Source organism: Pseudomonas sp. OIL-1 (assembly GCF_010669185.1).
GTDB lineage: Bacteria > Pseudomonadota > Gammaproteobacteria > Pseudomonadales > Pseudomonadaceae > Halopseudomonas > Halopseudomonas profundi.
This window is the reverse complement of sequence record NZ_CP048629.1, coordinates 1,173,730-1,192,469: the sequence shown is the minus strand read 5'-3', so window position 1 is coordinate 1,192,469 and position 18,740 is coordinate 1,173,730. Positions and strand designations below refer to the sequence as shown.

Below are 18,740 nucleotides of genomic sequence, written 5' to 3'. Positions count from 1 at the left end.
GAAGCAGTCGTGATATTGAGTATTGCCCTCCGAGCCAATATTGACTCGCTGCTACTGGCATTTCAGCAATACCAGTAGCAAACCGTCTGTCACACATTCGTACAGGTCAAGCGTATTCCATGGCCCGACAGACCGTCACCCCTGCTGCAACTCAACCAGCACATCCGTTGCCCACTTCTGCTCCGAGTTATGCACTTGAGCTGCGTCGATCACTGCAGCCTACTTTTCTGCCCTAGCTTTAAGGTGAGACCCACAAGGGCGCCCAACACAATAATCCCAGCAGGCACGGTAAAGAAATACATCAACAGATGTATGGACCACTCTTCGAACATACCCTCGTTCACTCCGCCCTTCCTAGCACCATAAGCCATAGAGAGCCCTGTCAAACCAACAAAAAAAAGCCCCCCAGCCATGACACTAAACAGAAGCAACCACTTAAAAAAGCGCGGCGCAGCCCAAATAAAAACAATCAATACAGGAATTATCAGTAAGGGCATCCCCTGCCTCCAAGAAACGAACTAATCAGACATATCCTCTCGCGAGAGGATATGCAAAACCTTCACCTCCAAACTCATTCTATTTATGCAGCAATAAACCTAATTTCACTTACATCCTCGTTCAAGACTTGAAGGGCGGATGGATTATCAACGGCAAACCCCAGCAGGCTGGACTGATACTCAATTGCCGGAGTAACTTCTTTACGATACTCCAAAAAAGATACGATGTTTTCAGCAGCCTCATAAGGTAACCCCTCGACCCACTCATTATTGGCTGCAACGGTATCGACTAGAACCGAGTTTATTTCTAGCCAATCCTGCTTCAGGTCACGCAAGGCATTATAAGCATAGCCCGGCGAACCTATTCGTTGTTGTACATGGGCCTGCAAAAAACCAAGGTACATCATGCGCTCCTGTAGGTTCCGCATCACATCAATGAAATCCAGCCCCCCCTTGGTACCCACTCCCGCAGCTGCATGGCGAAGCATCAGCTTTGTTTCAGCATACTGTGTGTGCAGGCCAGCAAGCTGCCCTTTCAGCATGCCAATATCATTCTCTTCCGAATATTGTCGAATAGTCTTTAGAACAGAACTGAACTCAGCATGACGACGGATATCGCCCTGCACCTTCACATCCCTAGCCATTTCTATCAGCAGGTCAAGCTTTTCCGATTGCATACTTATCTGCTCAGGTATTGCTTCGTTCGCCAGCCGCACGACCGGCTGGCGAACGCCTTATCACTTCCGGCCAGGTTGGCGGGTAACGCGCAGATACGGTGTCTGCTCATCCCATCCCTCAGGGAAGCGTTTTTTGGCCTCTTCGTTGGAGAGCGACGGAACGATGATCACATCCTCGCCATTTTTCCAGTCCACCGGCGTGGCCACTTTATGGTTGTCGGTTAGCTGGAGCGAGTCAATAACGCGCAGGATCTCGTCCAGATTGCGCCCGGTGCTGGGTGGATACGTCAGCATCAGACGGATTTTCTTCGCGGAATCAATAATGAATACCGTTCGAACAGTCACCTTGGGATCGGCTTTTGGATGGATCATTCCGTACTGGTCGGCAACCACCTGATCCTTGTCTGCCAACAGGGGAAAATTGAGCCCCTTGCCCTGGGTTTTCTCGATATCCTTCGCCCAGTCTTTATGGGAGTCGAGCGGGTCGACGGAGACCCCGATCAGCTTCACACCGCGACTGGCGAACTCGTCCTTACGCTTGGCGAAGGCGCCGAGCTCTGTGGTACAGACAGGGGTGTAGTCGGCGGGGTGTGAAAACAGCACGGCCCAGTCGTCTCCCAGCCACTCATGAAACTGAATGTTTCCCTCGGTGGATGCGACGGTGAAATCGGGAGCGGTTTCTCCAAGTTGCAATGTCATCGTTTCATTCTCCTTTGCTTTGGCTGTCGTTCTCGGTTCGTCAGTACAGACGATATCTTTAAAGTCAACTTTAAGGTCAAGGCGTTTGTCAGATGTTTTTTAGCCTGATCCATCGAGCTCGACGTTCGTGCCCGATTTTTCGGGTATGAAACTGACATAGAGGAAAAGCACGGTGCCCAGCACAATGGCGATATCGGCAAGGTTAAAGGCTGGCCAGTGCCAGGATTGCCAATAGACATCAAAGGAATCCACAACATAGCCGCGGAATATCCGGTCAATCAGGTTGCCCATGGCACCGCCAAGAATAAGACTGTACGCGATGGCTTCTCCCCTGCGGCGGCACTGAAGAATCAACCTGATCAGTACGATCGAGACCACTACCGCGATTGCGATAAGAAAGTAGCGCTGCCAGCCTCCACCATCGGCAAACAGACTGAATGCGGCGCCGGTGTTCCAGACATGAACCCAGTTAAAGAACGGGGTCACCGGAATCGATTCGCCATACGCCATTGACTGCTGGACCAGCCATTTTACAACCTGATCAGACGCCGCAATCAGGCCCGAAATAGCCAGCAGGCCATACGGCAAGTGTTTTTTGGCAACGATGGACATTGTTTAACCCTTAAGCGCGAGGATGCGCCTGGCCCCGTTGAGTACGATAACCCCCGCAATGCTGCCGATGATCAGGTCCGGGTAGTTGGAGCCAGTCCACGCGACCAGGGCGCCAGCGGTAATGACCCCCAGATTGATCACCACATCGTTGGCTGAGAATATCCAGCTCGCCTTCATGTGCGCCCCACCCTCCCGATGTTTGGATATCAGCAGCAGACAGGTGGTATTGGCGATCAATGCAATGAACGCAATCCCCATCATTACCAGCGACTCCGGCTCACTGCCGAAGACAAAGCGCCTCACCACCTCTGCAAGTACGCCTACAGCCAGTATCAGTTGGAGTACGCCCGCGAGATGCGCCGCACGCACCTGCATTTTCACGCTATGCCCAACCGCATACAGCGCGAGCCCATACACGGCCGCGTCGGCAAAATTGTCCAGGGATTCTGCAATCAGGCCGGTGGAGTGCGCGATCAGGCCGGCCGTCATTTCCACCACAAACAGGACGGCATTGATACCGAGCAACCAACGCAGGGTGCCGGACTCCTGCTCGGCAGAGATAGCCGTATCCCCGACCGCCTTAATTGACTCAGGGTCGGCAGCGGCCGTTTCCTGAAGCGAAGCTCCCAGCCCGAGGGTCGCCAGCTTCGCGGTGATAGGCTCAGCCTCGCCATCGTGCACAACCTTCAACTGCCGATCAGACAGCTCAAAGGACAGCCCGCGAATGTCTTCAAAACCGTTCAGGGCCAGGCGAATCATCCGTTCCTCCGAAGGACAATCCATCTTCGGTACGGTATACACACTGATCCAGTTGCCGGACGCTTCAGAGGCCTTCGACCCGGTGTTACCCTCTGCGGGTGTTGTGTCGCAGCCACAGGCGTCTTCACAGGATTTACTCATGATACGGCTCCACTTGCGTATTGTCGGATTATGATTTAAAACCATATAGCCACTATAAGGTCAATAGAGCAGATACCATTTGTTGAGGAGACACCCGATGCGCATTGGTCAGTTGGCGCGGTCCGTAGGGGTTGACACCCAGACCATCCGTTTCTATGAGCGAGAGGGCTTGTTACCACCGCCGGATCGTCAGGACAACGGCTACCGTATTTACACTGAACGGCATGTTGAGCGACTGGCCTTCATCCGGCGCTGCAGAATACTTGAGCTGTCACTCGCTGAAATTCACGAGTTACAGCGTTATCAGGGCGCGCCCCATCAGCCTTGCAGGGCCATCAACACCTTGCTTGATGATCACATCGCTCAGGTACGGTCTCAGATAACCGATCTGCAGGTACTGGAGAAACAACTTGTGTCGCTGCGAGCAAGTTGTAACGATGATCGGGAAATTGAGGCCTGTGGGGTTCTCGAAGGGCTCAGCGAAGGAAGCATGCAGTAGTAGCCTGAAGCAGGTATGCTCAGTATTAGGGTAGCCAGCGTGGAAAGATCAATATACTTGCGTAGGTGCTGAACATCCGCTCCCTGGCGGAGTTTTTCGACAACACGGAGCCTGAGTAGTCGGCAGATAGAGCAAGCACTTCATCATGTCTTGTTTCGTTGAAAAGGCTGCATCAACTGTTGCCAGTAGTTCATTGGTAATTCGGCGCTGAAACAATACCAAGATCCTTAGTGCTGATCGCTCGCTCGGAATCGTAGTAAGCCGTGCCGTGCAAGGATCTTAGCGGCAATGGGTGAAGTGATCATTTGTATCACTGCAAAGAATGCGGCAGGAATCGCAATTTCTGAAGGTAAGCCAGATGCGGCGACAAAAGCAGCAGCAATGCTAAATTCTTTTTTGCTCACGGTGAAGAGATAGGTAATCACTTCTTTCCGGTCAGAGGTTAGCAACCGTGAGGACATTCCTATCAGGTAGCCAATCAGATTAAGACTCAGGGCTGCTCCAGCAATCAAAAAAGCGTACCAGCCATAACCAATGATAGTTTCTGCGTTTGGGCCTACTACAGCCAGTAGTATCAGAAGATATATGATTGATCCAATTCCCGCGTACGTTGAATCATGGCGTGCAAAAAAATCTGGAAATCCTGTGCGTAAGCTCACTCCAACAACAGTGGGAACGGGTAGCTGGCAAACAGGAAGCGTAGCTGGAAGGGGACACTGAGCACCCACTGTCTGAGTGGTACCTTGGGCAAGACCTCATCGACCAGCAGCGCGGCGCTGTCGACCATGCGCCGGACGCCACAGCTGGGACAGAACCCTCGGCGTTTACAGGAGAAGGCCACCAGCTTCTCGTGGTGGCAGGATTGGCAGCGTACGCGCAGAAAGCCGTGTTCCAGGCGGCCGCACTTGAGGTAGTCCTCGAACTCGCGGGCGACATAGCCTGGCAGGGGTGAGCCTTGGGCGGCCATGAGCCGGGCAAACTCGGGGTAATGACGCTCAACCAGTTGGTACAGCAGGGTCTGCTCGGGCCGGTGGCGGACATGGGTGGCCGGCCGAGGCGCTTGGGCGGTAAGAGACATGACGGCATCCGTTCCATCGGTACTGGTGTGTGGATGCCTTCAGGGTAGTGCAGCTTGGGGAAATGTGCGGAGATTGATGCTGTGGGTGACAGCAAAAAGGCACTGGCAGAGCTGGAACAGAAGGAGTTTCCCCAGGTGGGTCAGGTCACCTGTAGTATCGGTTTTGCGGCTGTGGACCCTGCCCAGCCACCGGCCAATATCCTCGACAACGCCGACCAGGCCCTGTATTACGCCAAGGGCAATGGTCGCAACCGGACCTGCCACTACGAAAGTCTGGTGGAAACCGGGCAGATAGCTAGGCGAGACAATATGGAAGGCAACGCCAGCGTCGATTTTGATATTGATGCACTGTTTGGGTAATGCCGTTTTATTGCGAGCGCAAAGTGTCCAGCAGCTCCCTGTTCATCAATATCCATATGCCGGCAGCGGCAATAAACGGCAACATCAGATACCCGAACTGATAGCCCAGGGCAATGGCATTCATTTGCCAGGGGGCAAAATCGAGCTGAGTGGTGACATCGCTGCCGGTTTCAAAGGCCAGGGTTTTGACTGTGTCGAGGGCAATACCAAACGCCTGAAAAGGCAGCAGCAAAACATAGGGGACCCTGATTATTCGGGCTTGGTTGCCCTGCCTTTGTAGATATAACCGGCAATTTTCGGTGCATTGGGCATATACAGATTCTCCAGCTCCTGAATCTCAAAGCCGGCATGTTCAATCAATTCCGCGATGTGCCGGTTCAGGTGGCAGCCGCCGGCCAGCTTTCGCCATCCCGGTGTTATCCGGTGCTGCCATTTGCGCGTGGTGTCGTGTGGGGCTTCTCCGTGTTCCAGGAACAGCAGGTCGCCACCGGGCTTGAGTACCCGCTTCATCTGCAGCAAGGCCGTGTGCCAGTCCGGAATGGTGCACAGGGTAAAGGTAAGCAGAACGGTATCAACCGAATTGTCCTGCAGCGGAATCTTCTCACCCGGCAGGTCCAGCCATTCAACCCGCACCGGTGACCGGCCCAGGTTCGGCAAGGCTTTGCGCCGCATGCCTTCCGATGGCTCCAGCCCGTACACCATCTCTACGAGGTCCTGATTATAGAATTCCAGGTTAATACCCGAGCCCATTCCCACTTCCAGCACACGGCCGCGAGCCCTTGGCACAAGTTGGCTGCGCAGTTTCATCACCTGCCCCATGGAGCAGGCCTTGTCGATGATGTGGGGAAGAATCCGGTCTTCATAGAAGCTCATAGGTTCACCGTCATTGCTTTATATCAAAGGTGCGACAAACTGCCCTATTTCTTTCTGCTACAATTCCCGTAGCATCATAATCAACTGCCGGTAATAACAACATAACAAAATCGCCAAGGATAGGGAATATAAACAGGTATTCCATTGTCGTCGAGCCTGAAATGCTTGCTCGTTACGGAGCCTATTTCTCCGCCAAAGACCCCTCGAAACCCTGAAATGTCCATGAATTGCGCCAAATTCACCTGCCTTGCTGGCTGCAGCGCGAGCAGTGGACCGATAAAGGGCTCTAGGTGCGTTCCTAACCCTGGGAATACTAAGACCAAACCAGCTGAAGTGATAACGAACCAAACAAGATTAGACTCCACAAAATAGATGAATCTGATCATATCTTGGAGTCCACCGTGCCCGGTGAGGTTGGGCGACCTTCACACTGCGCGAACAACTCGATGGCTTTGTCGCAATAAGCACAGTGCCCATCGCAGCAGTCGTGCATCAGAAACGCTATGAGATCAGCAAGTACAGGAAAAATAGCACTGTAAATTATTGAACGCCCCTGGCGTCGTTTTTCTAAAAGGCCTGCGTGTTCTAGATGGTTGAGATGAAAAGAGAGTCGCGATGATGAGACACCACCTAGCGCGTCTCCTATCTCACCAGCCGGTAATCCATTGGCTCCTTTCACCACCAGTAGTCTAACGATGCGAAGTCGTGTTTCTTGAGAAATCGCCCCAAACGCCCTTACAGCTTCTGCTTCATTTCAATATCTCAATACCTATTGCTATATTGAAATATTAGGTGTCCCCTGGTCCAGTCGGCGTGGCCCGCGGTCAGTCCGGAACCTCGGAGATCGCACGGATCATCAAATCCACCATGGCCGGGCTGTCCCATTCCGCGGCACCGACCAGGCGGCCAATTTCGCGACCGTCATGATCAAGCAGCAGCGTTGTAGGAACACCTTCTATGCCCAGTGTTGAGGTCGCCAGTGTGGACGGATCAATATACTGGCGAAGATGCTGAATGCTTGTTTCCCGGTAGAATTTTTCAACAACGCTGATGCCTACGTGGTCAACGGACAGCGCGACCACTTCAAATTGCTCGCCGCCCAGTTGAGCCTGGAGTGAGTCAAGCGTCGGCATTTCCTCACGGCAGGGTGCGCACCAGGTCGCCCAGATATTGAGCAAAATCGCCTTACCCTTAAAGTCAGCCAGTGTCAGCGGCCTGCCGTCTTCGTCTTCAAAAGCCAGCTCGGGCAGAGTGCGAGGGGACTCCCAGATCAGGAAACCCTGGGGCCCCACCGACTTCGGAACCTTCCCTGCAGCCATAACTTGAGCGGCTATGGAAATAGCAAGCGCGAAAAGGACTACGGCGATTCCCCGGGCGGCAGATATGCGCTGGTGACTCATTGGACATTACTCCTGATTACAGTGGTCGGTTTGTTGCCGGCATGGTGCCCCACGCGTTACTCACTCTGTAACAGCTCTTCAATTCGCCCGTGCAGTCGGCCCCAGAACCCATCATCGGCTGCCGCGTTGGGGCCTTTGGCAATGGCCGTCAGGTAGGTCACCAGGTGTTCAGGCTTGAATTTCAATCCATGGAACCGGGCCCGCATCTGCCCTTCCGGGTCAATCACGTGGGTTACCACACCATGGACCTGTACACCCTCACCCGTATCCCTGAACTGAACGCCGTAGGCTTTAGCAAGTTCTGGTGTCAGTTCAGGTGGTTCCATCCTGGCTCGGTAGAGGAATTGCCAGTTGCGGGGATTCAGATCGAAATTCTCGCCGTAGGCACGCATGTTTCTCCGGGTGCCTGCAACATCTTCCCGGTCCGTGGCAATGGTGATGAACACCACCTCTTCACTCAGCCCTTCTTCTTCAACCCCGGTTTGCAACTGCCGGATCAGGTTCATATGCAAAGGGCAGGCCTCGGTACAGCGCGTGTAGAGAAAGTTAAGCACAACGGTTTTGCCGTTTAAGTCGGCAAGGGCAAGGGTATTGCCATCAACGCCTGTAAGATCAAATTCAGGGGCCGGCTGATCCACAAACTGGGCATACCGCTCTTTCTCGTTCAACGAGGCCTCCACATCTTCCATGGAATGGGCCATGGCATTGGTGCTGACCTGGGCAACCATGGCAATCAGCAATTCTGAATACACTGTTCACAGTCATTCTCCATTTGAGTTGTTTTCCGAAGGGAGTCCCGGTTTATTGTGGCTTGATATCGTCCAGATTCAGCGCAACGGGCAGGTCAGCTGGTGCCAGGCAAACGCCCTCGTCACTGCAGGCCTGTACCCGTACCGTCATGTCTAGCTTGCCTGCCTCTTTCAGCGCGGCGGTCTGTTTTTCGTCTGGCAGCAGCCGGATACTCGCACCGTCGTCGTACACCTCCAGGGCGGTGTCACCCAGTGTGATGTCACTGACCCTGCCGCGGGGGTACTGGGTCGGGATGTCAAGCGACTGACCGTTGACCGAAGAACTGGCGACGGTGGGAATCAGGAACTCCATGGAGGCCGGGTTGGCGTTCACGTGCCAGCCCGATTCAATGTCCAGTGTCAGAATAATTTCACCGGTCTCCCCTATCAGGGCTTTGCCGCCTTCCGCAAGATTGAGGCGGACCTTATCGGAAGAATCTGCCAACCCCGTGCGGGCAACTGGTGCCTGGGGGTCGGAATTGGCTCGTTCGGTCTGGGCCGAGCCAGGAGCGTTTCCGGAATTGGTACCGATCAACGTGAACGCCGCGATCGCGATCAGAAAAACCGCTACGCCGGTCAGCAATACTTTGGTTCGGGTTGTCATGGTTCATCTCCAGTAGCTAGCGTTGTGAGTTCTCGGTGCGGTTGATCGCCTCGACCAGGCTGTCGGTATCAAATAGCCCAGTGAAACGGGCGACAACGGTGCCGTCAGCGTCAAAAATCGCCGCAAAAGGTAAAGCCTGCCCTCCCGTTGCGGTTAACAATGCGTCTTTTTCGGGATCGCTTGCTGTCACATCAACCTGAATCGGCACCATGCCGGCCCGCGCTACGGCTTCAGCCACAGCGGGCTCTTTATACACGGTGCGCTCCAGGACCTTGCAGTTGATGCACCAATCGGCAGTGAACTCCAGCAAATACGGTGTGTCCCGGGCTTTTGTGTCCGCCAGGAGTTCTGCGGAGTAGGGCTGCCAGACAAGTTCGTCTTCGCCGCTGCCCAACGGAGATACGAATACCACTGTCACCGCAAGGGCAAGGCCTGTCGCCGTTGCAGTGATCACGCGAACGGCACCGCTCCCCTGAACGAAACGACGGAGACCCCAGACCAGCACCAGCGCCAGCCAGGCCCACCACAGCCAGGGGTATACCGCTTTGGGCACCAGGCTCGCGCTGAAAAAGACGGCGGCGGCCAGCAATATCAGCGCGAGCACTTCACGAATGGCCAGGGTCCAGGGGCCCGCCTTGGGCAACCGGCTCAGCCACTCGGGCCTGAGCATCAGTACCGCGTAGGGCAACGACAGCCCCAGCCCGATACTGCCGAATATCCCCATGATGACCGGTGTCGGCTGGGTAACGGCAAAGGCCAGAACGCCACCGAGGAATGGTCCTGCGCAGGGCGCGGCCAGAATCGCACTCAACAGCCCGGATACATAGGCTTCAAAGTAACGCCGGCCATGCGCCGAGGCGGCGAATGTCGGGACGGGGATGGGCAGATCGAGCCAGGTAATCACCGCAAACCCGACCATTAACGCAACCAGGACGGCCACGAATAGCGTTGACTGGAACAACGTGCCCCAGTTCCACTGCAGCAGTGCGGTCAGGCCGCCCAGCGTCAGGAAAAAGGTGAGTGTTCCGGCCGTGAATGCCAACGCGGCCAGCACCCGATGGGACCTCTGGCCGCCCGCCTCCCGCAGGATGGTCCGGACCTTGATGGGAATCGCGGGCAGAACACAGGGCGTCAGGTTGAGCAGTAGACCTGCCATAACCGCCATCATGATCTGGCCGGCAATGAGTAATGAGGGCAGCTGATCCATTACTCAGTGACTCCCAGCATCCTGCCGAGCGCTTCCTGGCTGGGCACACCAGTCTGGCCCCGCCATTGTCCGCTCGTGTCCTTGAACAGCAGCCCTGGCGTCCCGCTGAAACCCGCCTCGGCCATCCACTGACCGTGTTGTTCGAGGGCCTGTTGAAGGTCGGCCGGGATCGGAGTGAGTTCAGAAATGCCGCGGCCGTCACCGCTTTTTCCGAAGTTTTCCTCAAACACCTGGAGCGCCGCGGCTCGATCCTCTGCGTTCATGATTGCTGCAGAAAGCCCCAGGCTGGACGGTTTGAGAAACCCGACCATGACCCAGTGCAACCTGACTTTCCCCTCCGCAACCCAATCCCTGGTTTGCTGCCAGAATTTGTGGCAAAAAATGCAGTTGGGATCCGCGAAGATATAGACCTCAGGGGCATCTTTACCGCCCTCGCTCACCAGATGGGGGTCCCGGGAGAGCTGCTCGGCAACCGACGCATACGTCGGCTTCGGTATATAACGAGCGGAATATTCGCTGGTCAGATCGTTGCCATCACTCTCCAGAAGTGCGCCGGAAAAAGTGAGGTCACCGAGACCATAGAGGATTCCGGTTTTCCCGTCGCCGGTCTTTACAACATAGCCGGTCACGCCCTCGGCTGGCGTGGAGAAGCGTTCAGTCACCGTAAAACCGATTCTCTCCTGCAGTGCCTTGATTCCCGGGTCCATTGGTGGTGACGCCGAGGCCAAGGCAGCGAATAAACTCAAAAAAAGTGCCATCGAAAGCTTATGGCAGAGCACGGTCATGCCGCGCACCGGGTATTCCAGATAGAATGACATCACAGATACGTTCCCGTTTTCATGTATTCATCAGTCGATAAAATCACCAGCAAAGCTGCCTACGTGGTGGTCTACCGCGCAAGGCCAAACGACAGGCACTCGAAGCGAAAGCCTCTGGTAATCAAAGGTTCAGGAGACTGTTGATTACTTGGGAGGAAAAGGGTCTGGGCCAGAAAGTACACGGCCGGAATGAGAAGAATAGCCTTTCGGGCAGGGGGAAGATAACAGCAATACCGAATCCGTAAGTGCAGATTTCCCGACATGGGCAGTTGAACACGGGCTATTACAGCTGCCCTGGGCATTGAGCCGGGCGCAGTCATGCAGCGCCTGGGTGTCTGGCAACATGACAGAGGCCTCGACCATGGGTTTCACCTCAAAAGAGGTCGCGGCAACTCCCTGTGCAACGGGGAGAAGAGCCACGAGCAGTAGTACTGCCAGTCCCATAAGCCGTGTGGTCATCGCACTGATATCCTGATTACAGAACAGCTAAAACATCTCTCACGTGTGGAAGATAAAGGATTACTTTAACTTACATTAGTCGAGGTGCAAACAGGCGGAAACGCTCCATCACCGCATCCCCCAATGCTGCTACCAAGGTCAGATGATGCCGGCGCACATAAGTCCCGAGCAGGCCGCTCACAACATCCACATACACGAAGGGATCAGTGAAGATGAATTCGTGAAGATGCGCACCGAGCGTGACGCCACACTGGCAATGCCTCGGCTGCTCCTGCCCTCGGTCCAGGTCAACATGAATGCCGGCCGGGTGCCTTTCACCGAGGCTGATGGCCAAGTCTATCTCAAGATACTGTCAATGGCCATTAACAGGAGCGAAGACTATGATGGACGGAATGATGAACGGCGGGGCAATGATGTGGGGCATGGGGCTGATAGGGCTTCTAGTCATTGTACTTCTTGGCTTCGGAATCGCGGCACTGGTGAAGTATCTGTTCAAAAAATGAAGAGGCCAATGTTAGGAGGCTCGACATTGGATGGCTGACCAGGATGATAATCGCATTGATGCGGCCATGCTGAAGGAAACTCTACACCTGAGTGGGCAGGTAGGAATCTGAGGGCATGGCTGTAGTAGACTTCGCCCTCAGGCCTACGCCTTGAAACGGAACCCTTTGCAGTTAAGCTGGCCCTTGAGTCGGGCGCCGAATCGACCTCGGAGGATGGTTACCCCTGAGGGGTATGCGCCATCTGCTCGCAATACTGCTGTAATCGTTCAGGTAGATCCGTCGGGCATACGCCACACTCCTTGTTTCCCGGGACGGCATAGTCGATGAACTTGGGATAAGCGAGATTGAGCTTGTCCATGATCTCCCGAAACTCCTCCAGGCTTTTACCCTGACCCAGCCGGACGTTGCGATCTTTTTCCTGTCCAATTGTCGAAATCCGCCGCTGCTTGTAATCATGGGCGGGATAGACCAGATAGTCCTCTGGCAGGGTGAAAAGTTTTTCAGTCACGGACCGGTAAAGGGTATCGGTATTCCCGTTTTGAAAATCCGTTCTGCCACAACCTTCGATCAGAAGAGCGTCGCCGGTGAAAATACGGTCGTCCAGACGGTATGCGAAATGGCCATCGGTATGGCCCGGCGTGTGAATCGGCTGGAAGCTGAGCCGACCGACCTGAAAGGGCCTCCCCTCCTCAACTCCTACGTCCGTGCAGGGCAGGCAATCCATGGCAGGCGCCGCGATTTTACTGCCCGCTTTCTGCTTTAGCTCGCGGGCGGAAGTGATGTGATCGGCGTGGATATGGGTATCCAGAGTGTATTCCAGCTTGAGCCCCAGCTTTGATACCTCTGCCAGGTCGCGCTCGACCGAGTTGATAACCGGATCAATCAGGACCGCTCGTCCGGTTTCCTCGCAGCCCAGAAGATAGGTGTAAGTGCTGGATACGGGTTCATACAGTTGTCGAAAGATCATGTGATGTCCCCTGTCTGCGTCGGCGCTTCCATCCGCAAATGCTACCATCAACCTGCATGGGCAACCGGCTTGCTGTGTGCTTTATGAGAAAGAAGCTACGTATATCTGGGATAGGATCAAGCGTGCGACAGCGAAGACTCTAGCCGATTCCGCGGCGACGGCTGCCTGGCTGATGTCGTATTTCGGCCCAGATAAAGAGGGCAGCACCGAGGACGATCCATACGTCCGCCAGGTTGAACGATGGCCAGTGCCACTGGGCATAATGAAAATCGAGAAGATCCTCGACGTAGCCCAAGCGTAAGCGATCTGCGACATTGCCCAACGCACCGCCGAGGATAGCGCTGAGTGCGAGCCGATAACTCAGTACGCTCGGTGAACGCCAAAGCCAGTACACCAGTAACGTCGAGATAACCAAGGCCAGCCCGATGAAAAGCGGCTGCTGCCAACCGCCGGCATCCGCTAGAAAGCTGAACGCCGCCCCCGTATTGTGGCGGTGGACCCAATTGAAGAAGGGCGTGACCGATACACTTTCTCCATACATAAGCATGGTACTGGCAAGGTACTTGCTCGCCTGATCCGCCAGCAGTAACAGGAGCGAGAGCCACAGCCAGCGCATCGTTTTTCTCGGCTCGTGGGCTTTCTCTGCGAGCCAATTGCCATAAGTAGACAAATTCCTTCCTCCTCACCCAATTGAAAATCTGCTCGCTATAGAGTGGCGGGCGTCATGTACCCAGCCGATGATACTGGCGAATTCGAAGAAGCAGGAGCAAGCCGAGTCCGAGTGCGATCACACCAAGGACAGGCCAATCCCTCCAGCGCACATAAGGGGTCGCACCAGTTCGCGGTGTCACCTCGACGCTGAGGCTGGCTACGCGGAACTGAGGAGCGCGCTTGAGGATCTTTCCCTCGTAGCTGACAGCTGCTGTGATACCCGTGTTCGTGGCTCGCAGTAGGTCACGTCCGGTTTCGATGGCACGCATGCGGGCCATCTGGAAATGCTGGAGAGGGCCGAGCGAGCTGCCGAACCAGGCATCATTACTGACATTCACCAGCACCTGCGCTTCGGGCAGAAGTTCCGTGACTTCAGCACCAAAGACCGCCTCGTAGCAGATGAGTGCCCCTACGGGCACCCCGGCTGCATTCAGGACGTGCGCGTCCCGTCCCGGTGTAAAATCGGACATGGGCGCCCCGAGCACGTCGAGGGCCGAACCCAAAAACTCCCGAAACGGAACATATTCACCGAAGGGCACCAGGTGGCGTTTGTAGTAGAAGCCTGAGGGATCGGAGAGGCTTACCACTGCATTATAGACGCGGCCATCCGCCTCGCGTACCGGGACGCCAATCATTAACAAGGTGCCTGCCTGATCGGCTAACGCCTCAAGCTCAGCAAGATATTCTTTGGCCTGGTCATGCCACATCGGGATTGCCGCTTCTGGCCAGATCACGATGTCGGCCCCGAGATGCTGCTTTGTAAGCGCCTGATAGCGCTCAAGTGTGATTTCCCGGTAATCCGGGTCCCATTTCTTGTCTTGCGCGATGTTTCCTTGCAAGAGGGCGACATCGATAGGGTCAGCGGCTGGCTGCGTCCACTCGCGATCCAGGAGCTGCAAGCCAGCGAGAGTAACGATTAACACGGCACCGGCTACCGCTGCACGGCGCAGGCTTGGGCCTAAGATAACCCACGCAAGACCGCCGGCGAACAGTGCCACCAGAAAACTCACGCCAAGCACACCAAAGACAGGAGCGATAGTGGCGAGTGTGGTGTCGGTCTGGCTGTAGCCGATAAAGAGCCAGGGAAAGCCGGTCAAGAACCAGGTGCGCATCCATTCACTCAACACCCATGCCGCTGGTAGTCCTAGCCAGAGCGCCATCGCATCCATCTCAGGTCTCAGGCGGCGCACGAGATAGGCGACGCCCCATGGGAAGAGGGCGAGCAGCGAGACAAAGGCCGCTGTGGCTAACGCCGCCACCACAGGGCCATTGCCGTACTGGCTGATGCTGATGAAGACCCAGGAGACACCTACGCCGAAGTAACCAAGGCCAAAGAGGTAGGCCGACCATAGCACCTGACGCTTTGAAGATTGCGCGGTCAGGGCAAAAAATGCAGCCAGAGCGATCATTGCAAGCCATGCCCAGCCCACAGGGGCAAAGGCAAGCGGCATGGCGCCTCCGGCAAGTAGAGATATCCCCCTTGTTAGAAGCGCCTTGTGGCGCATGCCCGTGGAGGGTAGCGCGTACTTATCACCCAATGCTCTCGCCTCCGAAGCCAGTATCAACCCTGTGGCTCATGCTTTTTTGCTCCGCTCAATTCAGTCCGCAGCCACAGGGGCCATCACAAGATTTACTCATGACACGGCTCCACTTGAACAATATGGTGTTACCATTCAAAACCATATAGTAGCTATAAGGTCAACAGGGTAGAGAATACGTTGAGGAGAAGCATGATGCGCATTGGACAGTTGGCACGGTCAGTAGGGGTCGATACTCAGACTGTCCGATTCTACGAACGGGAGGGCTTGTTGCCACCGCCAGATCGGCAGGAAAACGGTTACCGTGTCTATACCGAGAAGCCACCATCAGCCTGCTGGAAAACCCCAAGCCGGTCAGCAATAGCACCGGTAAAAGCTCCCTTTTTGTGACCAAACAATGTTGAGTCGATCAACTCGGAAGGAATGGCACCACAGTTCACCGCTACAAAGGGCTTGACTGCACGCGGCCCAGCATTGTGGATCGCCCTGGCAAACAGCTCTTTGCCGGTACCAGTTTCACCATAGATCAGCACAGGTACCAGCTTTTGCGCTAGCACCTCTGCCTGCTGCTTAAGCAACAGCATGGTTTCGTTACGCGTGATGATATTGTCGAAGGCCGCATTAACCGGTGCCGCCTGCATGAGTGTCACCGCCGGAGTAATACTGACCCACCAACGTCGACTTAAAATTGACCCACCTGAAGCAAAATGGCCGCCTAATCAAATGACCAGAGCGGCGGCCGATGTTGACTCAGGAGAGACTCGTGGAAATTCATGTATTACATGGCCAAGGCAACAGCATTCGCGCCATCGCAAAGCAGCTCGGAGTGTCGCGCAATACGGTGCGGAGGTATCTGCGGGACCTGACCGTTGTAGCTAGCTATCCGGGCCGGGCTGCTCGCCCAGCAAAGCTAGAGCCCTACAAAACCTATCTTCTAGCGCGGATCGAGGCGGCCAAACCGCACTGGATACCGGCAACGGTTCTGTTCAGCGAGATTCAGGATCGTGGCTACGCTGGCGGGATCACTCAACTCAAGACCTACGTCGCCGAGTTCAAGACGGCCGTGCCTGAACCGGTAGTCCGTTTCGAGACGCCGCCAGGCAAGCAAATGCAGGTCGATTTCACGACCATCTCTCGTCACCGGCGCACGATCAAAGCCTTCGTCGCCACGCTGGGCTATAGCCGTGCTACCTACGTCCGGTTTTCCGAGCATGAGCGTCAGGATGACTGGCTGCGCGGGATCGAAGAGGCATGCCATTACTTCGGCGGGGTGCCCCAGGAGCTCCTCTTCGACAACGCCAAGACCATCATGATCGAGCGGGATGCTTACGGCGAAGGCCAGCATCGTTGGAACGCGCAACTGCTGGCGACCGCGCGTGATTATGGCTTTATCGCCCGCGCTTGCCGACCCTACAGAGCTCGCACCAAGGGCAAGGTCGAGCGCTTCAATGGTTACTTGAAAAACAGCTTCATCACGCCTCTGGCAGCCACTCTGAATCAGGCTGGGCTTCGGCTGGATGTGGCCACGGCCAATGCCCACATAGGTCCCTGGCTCGAGCGTGTGGCGCATCAGCGTATCCATGGCACCACCGGCATCAAGCCTCAGATATTGCTGGATCAGGAGCGCTTCCAGCTCAGACCTTTGCCACGGCAGGCAAAACGGGGGCCAGAGCAAATGCCAGTCACCGCACGGCCTGTGCCCAGGGAGAGCTTCCAGCATCCGCTGAGCACCTATGACCGACTGCTGGAGGCGCGTCCATGAACCTACAGCATCAGCGCATCCAACACGCCTGCGCGAACCTAAAGCTCGACACGCTAGCCAACGAATGGTCAGCCATGGCCGACCGTTGCGCCTCGCAAGAAGACACCTTGGCCGACTTCCTCGAACAGCTATTGCGCATGGAACTGGACGCACGGTCCCTGCGCTCCCGCGAGACCTTACTCAAGTTTGCCGGCTTCCCTGGACGTAAGCTCTTCGAGGACTATGACTTTAAATTCGCCAGCGGAGCGCCGCGCAAACAGCTGAACGAACTGACAAGCTTGGCCTTCGTGGAACGAGCAGAGAATGTCGTACTCCTCGGCCCTAGTGGCGTTGGAAAGAGCCATCTCGCCATCAGCCTGGGTCACAAAGCCGTCGCTCAAGGCATCAAGACGCGCTTCATCGCCGCAGCCGATCTGATGCTGCAACTGGCAACAGCCCGCAAACAGGAACGCCTAGAGCAATACTTGAAGCGCAGCGTGCTAGCTCCGCGGCTGCTGATCATCGATGAGATCGGCTATCTGCCGTTTGGCCGCGAAGAAGCCAATCTGTTCTTCAATGTCATCGCCAAGCGATACGAGCAAGGCAGTGTCATCGTAACCAGTAACCTCCCGTTCTCGCAGTGGTCCCATGCCTTCGCCGATGACACGACGTTGACGGCAGCGCTGTTAGACCGGTTGTTACACCATGCGCATATCGTGCAGATCCGTGGCGAGAGCTACCGTCTGAAGGACAAGAACGCTGCGGGTATCGCGCCGGTCTCGGCCAGCAGCCAGGATCTATTAACCAACAATTAATCGCCAAGGGTGGGTCAGTTTTAAACCGACGATATCGCCGATAAGTGGGTCAGTTTTGAACCGTCGTTGACACATGAGCATGTTGTTCAGACTTGCGGCACTGATTTCTGCGGCAGCCGGCACATACTCCGCAGCGATCTCAAAGGGTATGTCGATCTGCTGAACGCCCTGCTCCAGCGAGGATTGGTAATAGAGGGCGGGATAGCGCGTCTTGCCCAGCAGAATCCATACTGCCTGCATCGCAGGCGTACCCGGACTGAGCAAAATGGCCAGAGGCTCACCGCTGCTCTGCAGCCTGCGCAAATGACGCTCTGCAGCCTGATAAATCTCGGCAAAGTTGACCGGTGAGCTCAGGGGCTCGTGGTAAACATTCAGCGGCGTTTCGGTATTCTCCGCCAGCCAGGCGCGGTAGCTCTCCAGCTGCTCTGGCGGATAGGAACAAAGCAGTTCAGCCCTGGCAAAGCTGCCAGCATGCAATGTAGAAAACACAGGGCCCGGCAGACCGCCAGCCGGCGCTTTGAGATCATTCCCGCCAATCCAGCTCACCAGAATCGGCAACTGCTTTTTCACCATCCATGCCCCCAAACAGCCATTCTTGTCTGTCCACTACACAAGCCAACAGAACTGCTTAGTGCTCAGCTCACTACAACCTGAAAAGCTCAGCCATCACAACGCAGTTTATGCCATTCAATTGCTACGGCCTTGGTCATCAAGGTCACTGACTCGCTCGCTAGGAACGTATTCAACCAAGTCTTCTATCTTGCAATCAAAGTAACGGCACAGCCCATCAATATGCTCAGTACTGGTGCTGAATCCCCGCCGATTGATCATCTTCGACAAGGTTACCCGGTGGATGCCGGCACCCTCCGCCACTTCCGCGATGGTAATGCGGCGCCCCTCCTCAAACTCCCTGCGGGCGATCATTTCTTTGATCTTGAAACGAAGCATATTGGCTACATCCGTTACTTATATTTTTCAAATGTTAGCAATTGGC

General features: G+C 55.4%; 24 protein-coding genes and 5 pseudogenes. 7 read left to right on the top strand and 22 right to left on the bottom strand.

Going from position 1 to position 18,740, the window contains the following annotated elements; all coding sequences use genetic code 11:
* Positions 1 to 209: 209 nt before the first annotated feature.
* The 5 genes from G3M63_RS05500 to G3M63_RS05480 form a co-directional block, all read right to left on the bottom strand.
* Positions 210 to 497: a hypothetical protein gene (locus tag G3M63_RS05500; RefSeq protein ID WP_163982103.1), complete on the bottom strand. Its 288-nt coding sequence runs from the start codon at positions 495 to 497 to the stop codon at positions 210 to 212.
* 83 nt (positions 498 to 580) lie between these two features.
* The gene (locus G3M63_RS05495; RefSeq protein ID WP_163982102.1) at positions 581 to 1,174 is read right to left on the bottom strand and encodes a hypothetical protein; all 594 of its coding nucleotides are present in this window, start codon (positions 1,172 to 1,174) and stop codon (positions 581 to 583) included.
* A 60-nt stretch (positions 1,175 to 1,234) separates the two neighbouring features.
* Positions 1,235 to 1,873, bottom strand: coding sequence for a peroxiredoxin (locus tag G3M63_RS05490; RefSeq protein ID WP_163982101.1), 639 nt, complete (start codon positions 1,871 to 1,873; stop codon positions 1,235 to 1,237).
* Between the two features lie 99 nt (positions 1,874 to 1,972).
* Positions 1,973 to 2,485, bottom strand: a complete 513-nt coding sequence (gene lspA, locus G3M63_RS05485) for a signal peptidase II (protein WP_058089839.1) — start codon at positions 2,483 to 2,485, stop codon at positions 1,973 to 1,975.
* 3 nt (positions 2,486 to 2,488) lie between these two features.
* Entirely contained in the window at positions 2,489 to 3,385 is an 897-nt protein-coding gene (locus tag G3M63_RS05480; RefSeq protein ID WP_058089840.1) for a cation transporter, read from the bottom strand.
* A gap of 97 nt (positions 3,386 to 3,482) precedes the next feature.
* On the opposite strand from G3M63_RS05480, the gene cadR reads away from it, so the two are divergent.
* Complete coding sequence (cadR, locus tag G3M63_RS05475; RefSeq protein ID WP_008173755.1) at positions 3,483 to 3,884, top strand: Cd(II)/Pb(II)-responsive transcriptional regulator; 402 nt, start codon at positions 3,483 to 3,485, stop codon at positions 3,882 to 3,884.
* 227 nt (positions 3,885 to 4,111) lie between these two features.
* On the opposite strand, the gene G3M63_RS05470 is transcribed toward cadR, so the two are convergent.
* Both G3M63_RS05470 and G3M63_RS05465 read right to left on the bottom strand, forming a co-directional pair.
* Entirely contained in the window at positions 4,112 to 4,543 is a 432-nt protein-coding gene (locus G3M63_RS05470; protein ID WP_201765125.1) for a hypothetical protein, read from the bottom strand.
* Positions 4,544 to 4,560: 17 nt separating this feature from the next.
* Positions 4,561 to 4,962 (bottom strand): annotated as a pseudogene (locus tag G3M63_RS05465) (transposase zinc-binding domain-containing protein); the annotation flags it as partial.
* 81 nt (positions 4,963 to 5,043) lie between these two features.
* Here G3M63_RS05465 and G3M63_RS05460 point away from each other — a divergent pair.
* Complete coding sequence (locus tag G3M63_RS05460; RefSeq protein WP_001611016.1) at positions 5,044 to 5,322, top strand: diguanylate cyclase domain-containing protein; 279 nt, start codon at positions 5,044 to 5,046, stop codon at positions 5,320 to 5,322.
* A gap of 7 nt (positions 5,323 to 5,329) precedes the next feature.
* On the opposite strand, the gene G3M63_RS05455 is transcribed toward G3M63_RS05460, so the two are convergent.
* The 9 genes and pseudogenes from G3M63_RS05455 to dsbG form a co-directional block, all read right to left on the bottom strand.
* Complete coding sequence (locus G3M63_RS05455) at positions 5,330 to 5,554, bottom strand: exosortase H-associated membrane protein (RefSeq protein WP_022964283.1); 225 nt, start codon at positions 5,552 to 5,554, stop codon at positions 5,330 to 5,332.
* Positions 5,555 to 5,571: 17 nt separating this feature from the next.
* Positions 5,572 to 6,195 carry a class I SAM-dependent methyltransferase gene (locus G3M63_RS05450; protein ID WP_022964284.1) on the bottom strand — a complete coding sequence of 208 codons (624 nt, stop codon included), beginning with the start codon at positions 6,193 to 6,195 and terminating at the stop codon, positions 5,572 to 5,574.
* Between the two features lie 80 nt (positions 6,196 to 6,275).
* Positions 6,276 to 6,581 carry a hypothetical protein gene (locus G3M63_RS19395; RefSeq protein ID WP_178100949.1) on the bottom strand — a complete coding sequence of 102 codons (306 nt, stop codon included), beginning with the start codon at positions 6,579 to 6,581 and terminating at the stop codon, positions 6,276 to 6,278.
* Positions 6,578 to 6,922: pseudogene (locus G3M63_RS19705) on the bottom strand (ArsR/SmtB family transcription factor); the annotation flags it as partial. The gene G3M63_RS19395 and the pseudogene G3M63_RS19705, both read right to left, overlap by 4 nt.
* A 97-nt stretch (positions 6,923 to 7,019) precedes the next feature.
* A complete protein-coding gene (locus tag G3M63_RS05435; RefSeq protein WP_163982100.1) occupies positions 7,020 to 7,595 on the bottom strand; it encodes a TlpA disulfide reductase family protein in 576 nt (191 codons plus the stop codon).
* A gap of 56 nt (positions 7,596 to 7,651) precedes the next feature.
* Complete coding sequence (locus tag G3M63_RS05430) at positions 7,652 to 8,347, bottom strand: SCO family protein (RefSeq protein WP_011784891.1); 696 nt, start codon at positions 8,345 to 8,347, stop codon at positions 7,652 to 7,654.
* A gap of 49 nt (positions 8,348 to 8,396) precedes the next feature.
* Positions 8,397 to 8,987 (bottom strand): protein-disulfide reductase DsbD domain-containing protein, encoded by a 591-nt coding sequence (locus G3M63_RS05425; RefSeq protein WP_094625685.1) that lies wholly within the window; start codon positions 8,985 to 8,987, stop codon positions 8,397 to 8,399.
* 16 nt (positions 8,988 to 9,003) lie between these two features.
* The gene (locus tag G3M63_RS05420) at positions 9,004 to 10,194 is read right to left on the bottom strand and encodes a protein-disulfide reductase DsbD (RefSeq protein ID WP_163982099.1); all 1,191 of its coding nucleotides are present in this window, start codon (positions 10,192 to 10,194) and stop codon (positions 9,004 to 9,006) included.
* A complete protein-coding gene (gene dsbG, locus G3M63_RS05415) occupies positions 10,194 to 11,012 on the bottom strand; it encodes a thiol:disulfide interchange protein DsbG (RefSeq protein ID WP_011784888.1) in 819 nt (272 codons plus the stop codon). Before dsbG ends, G3M63_RS05420 begins: the two co-directional genes overlap by 1 nt.
* 625 nt (positions 11,013 to 11,637) lie before the next feature.
* Between dsbG and G3M63_RS19510 the strand changes: the two are divergent.
* Together G3M63_RS19510 and G3M63_RS19505 are read left to right on the top strand one after the other, a co-directional pair.
* Positions 11,638 to 11,820, top strand: a pseudogene (locus tag G3M63_RS19510) (MBL fold metallo-hydrolase); the annotation flags it as partial.
* A gap of 31 nt (positions 11,821 to 11,851) precedes the next feature.
* Complete coding sequence (locus tag G3M63_RS19505) at positions 11,852 to 11,974, top strand: hypothetical protein (RefSeq protein ID WP_022964288.1); 123 nt, start codon at positions 11,852 to 11,854, stop codon at positions 11,972 to 11,974.
* A 217-nt stretch (positions 11,975 to 12,191) separates the two neighbouring features.
* On the opposite strand, the gene G3M63_RS05405 is transcribed toward G3M63_RS19505, so the two are convergent.
* From G3M63_RS05405 to lnt, 3 genes are all read right to left on the bottom strand, one after another.
* Complete coding sequence (locus G3M63_RS05405) at positions 12,192 to 12,941, bottom strand: MBL fold metallo-hydrolase (protein WP_022964289.1); 750 nt, start codon at positions 12,939 to 12,941, stop codon at positions 12,192 to 12,194.
* A 139-nt stretch (positions 12,942 to 13,080) separates the two neighbouring features.
* On the bottom strand, positions 13,081 to 13,557 hold the full coding sequence (gene lspA, locus G3M63_RS05400) for a signal peptidase II (RefSeq protein ID WP_028615086.1): 477 nt from the start codon (positions 13,555 to 13,557) through the stop codon (positions 13,081 to 13,083).
* A gap of 106 nt (positions 13,558 to 13,663) precedes the next feature.
* The gene (lnt, locus tag G3M63_RS05395; RefSeq protein WP_163982098.1) at positions 13,664 to 15,103 is read right to left on the bottom strand and encodes an apolipoprotein N-acyltransferase; all 1,440 of its coding nucleotides are present in this window, start codon (positions 15,101 to 15,103) and stop codon (positions 13,664 to 13,666) included.
* Between the two features lie 282 nt (positions 15,104 to 15,385).
* On the opposite strand from lnt, the pseudogene G3M63_RS05390 reads away from it, so the two are divergent.
* Positions 15,386 to 15,511, top strand: a pseudogene (locus tag G3M63_RS05390) (MerR family DNA-binding transcriptional regulator); the annotation flags it as partial.
* On the opposite strand, the pseudogene G3M63_RS05385 reads toward G3M63_RS05390, so the two are convergent.
* Positions 15,511 to 15,828, bottom strand: a pseudogene (locus G3M63_RS05385) (sigma 54-interacting transcriptional regulator); the annotation flags it as partial. The pseudogenes G3M63_RS05390 and G3M63_RS05385 overlap by 1 nt on opposite strands.
* 104 nt (positions 15,829 to 15,932) lie before the next feature.
* Here G3M63_RS05385 and istA point away from each other — a divergent pair.
* Together istA and istB are read left to right on the top strand one after the other, a co-directional pair.
* Positions 15,933 to 16,952, top strand: coding sequence for an IS21 family transposase (istA, locus tag G3M63_RS05380; RefSeq protein ID WP_163982097.1), 1,020 nt, complete (start codon positions 15,933 to 15,935; stop codon positions 16,950 to 16,952).
* Positions 16,949 to 17,746, top strand: coding sequence for an IS21-like element helper ATPase IstB (gene istB, locus G3M63_RS05375; RefSeq protein WP_163982096.1), 798 nt, complete (start codon positions 16,949 to 16,951; stop codon positions 17,744 to 17,746). Before istA ends, istB begins: the two co-directional genes overlap by 4 nt.
* Here istB and G3M63_RS19500 read toward each other — a convergent pair.
* Together G3M63_RS19500 and G3M63_RS05365 are read right to left on the bottom strand one after the other, a co-directional pair.
* Positions 17,732 to 18,319, bottom strand: a complete 588-nt coding sequence (locus G3M63_RS19500) for a hypothetical protein (protein ID WP_163982095.1) — start codon at positions 18,317 to 18,319, stop codon at positions 17,732 to 17,734. The genes istB and G3M63_RS19500 overlap by 15 nt on opposite strands.
* A 114-nt stretch (positions 18,320 to 18,433) precedes the next feature.
* Complete coding sequence (locus G3M63_RS05365) at positions 18,434 to 18,694, bottom strand: helix-turn-helix transcriptional regulator (RefSeq protein ID WP_163982094.1); 261 nt, start codon at positions 18,692 to 18,694, stop codon at positions 18,434 to 18,436.
* Positions 18,695 to 18,740 lie beyond the last annotated feature (46 nt).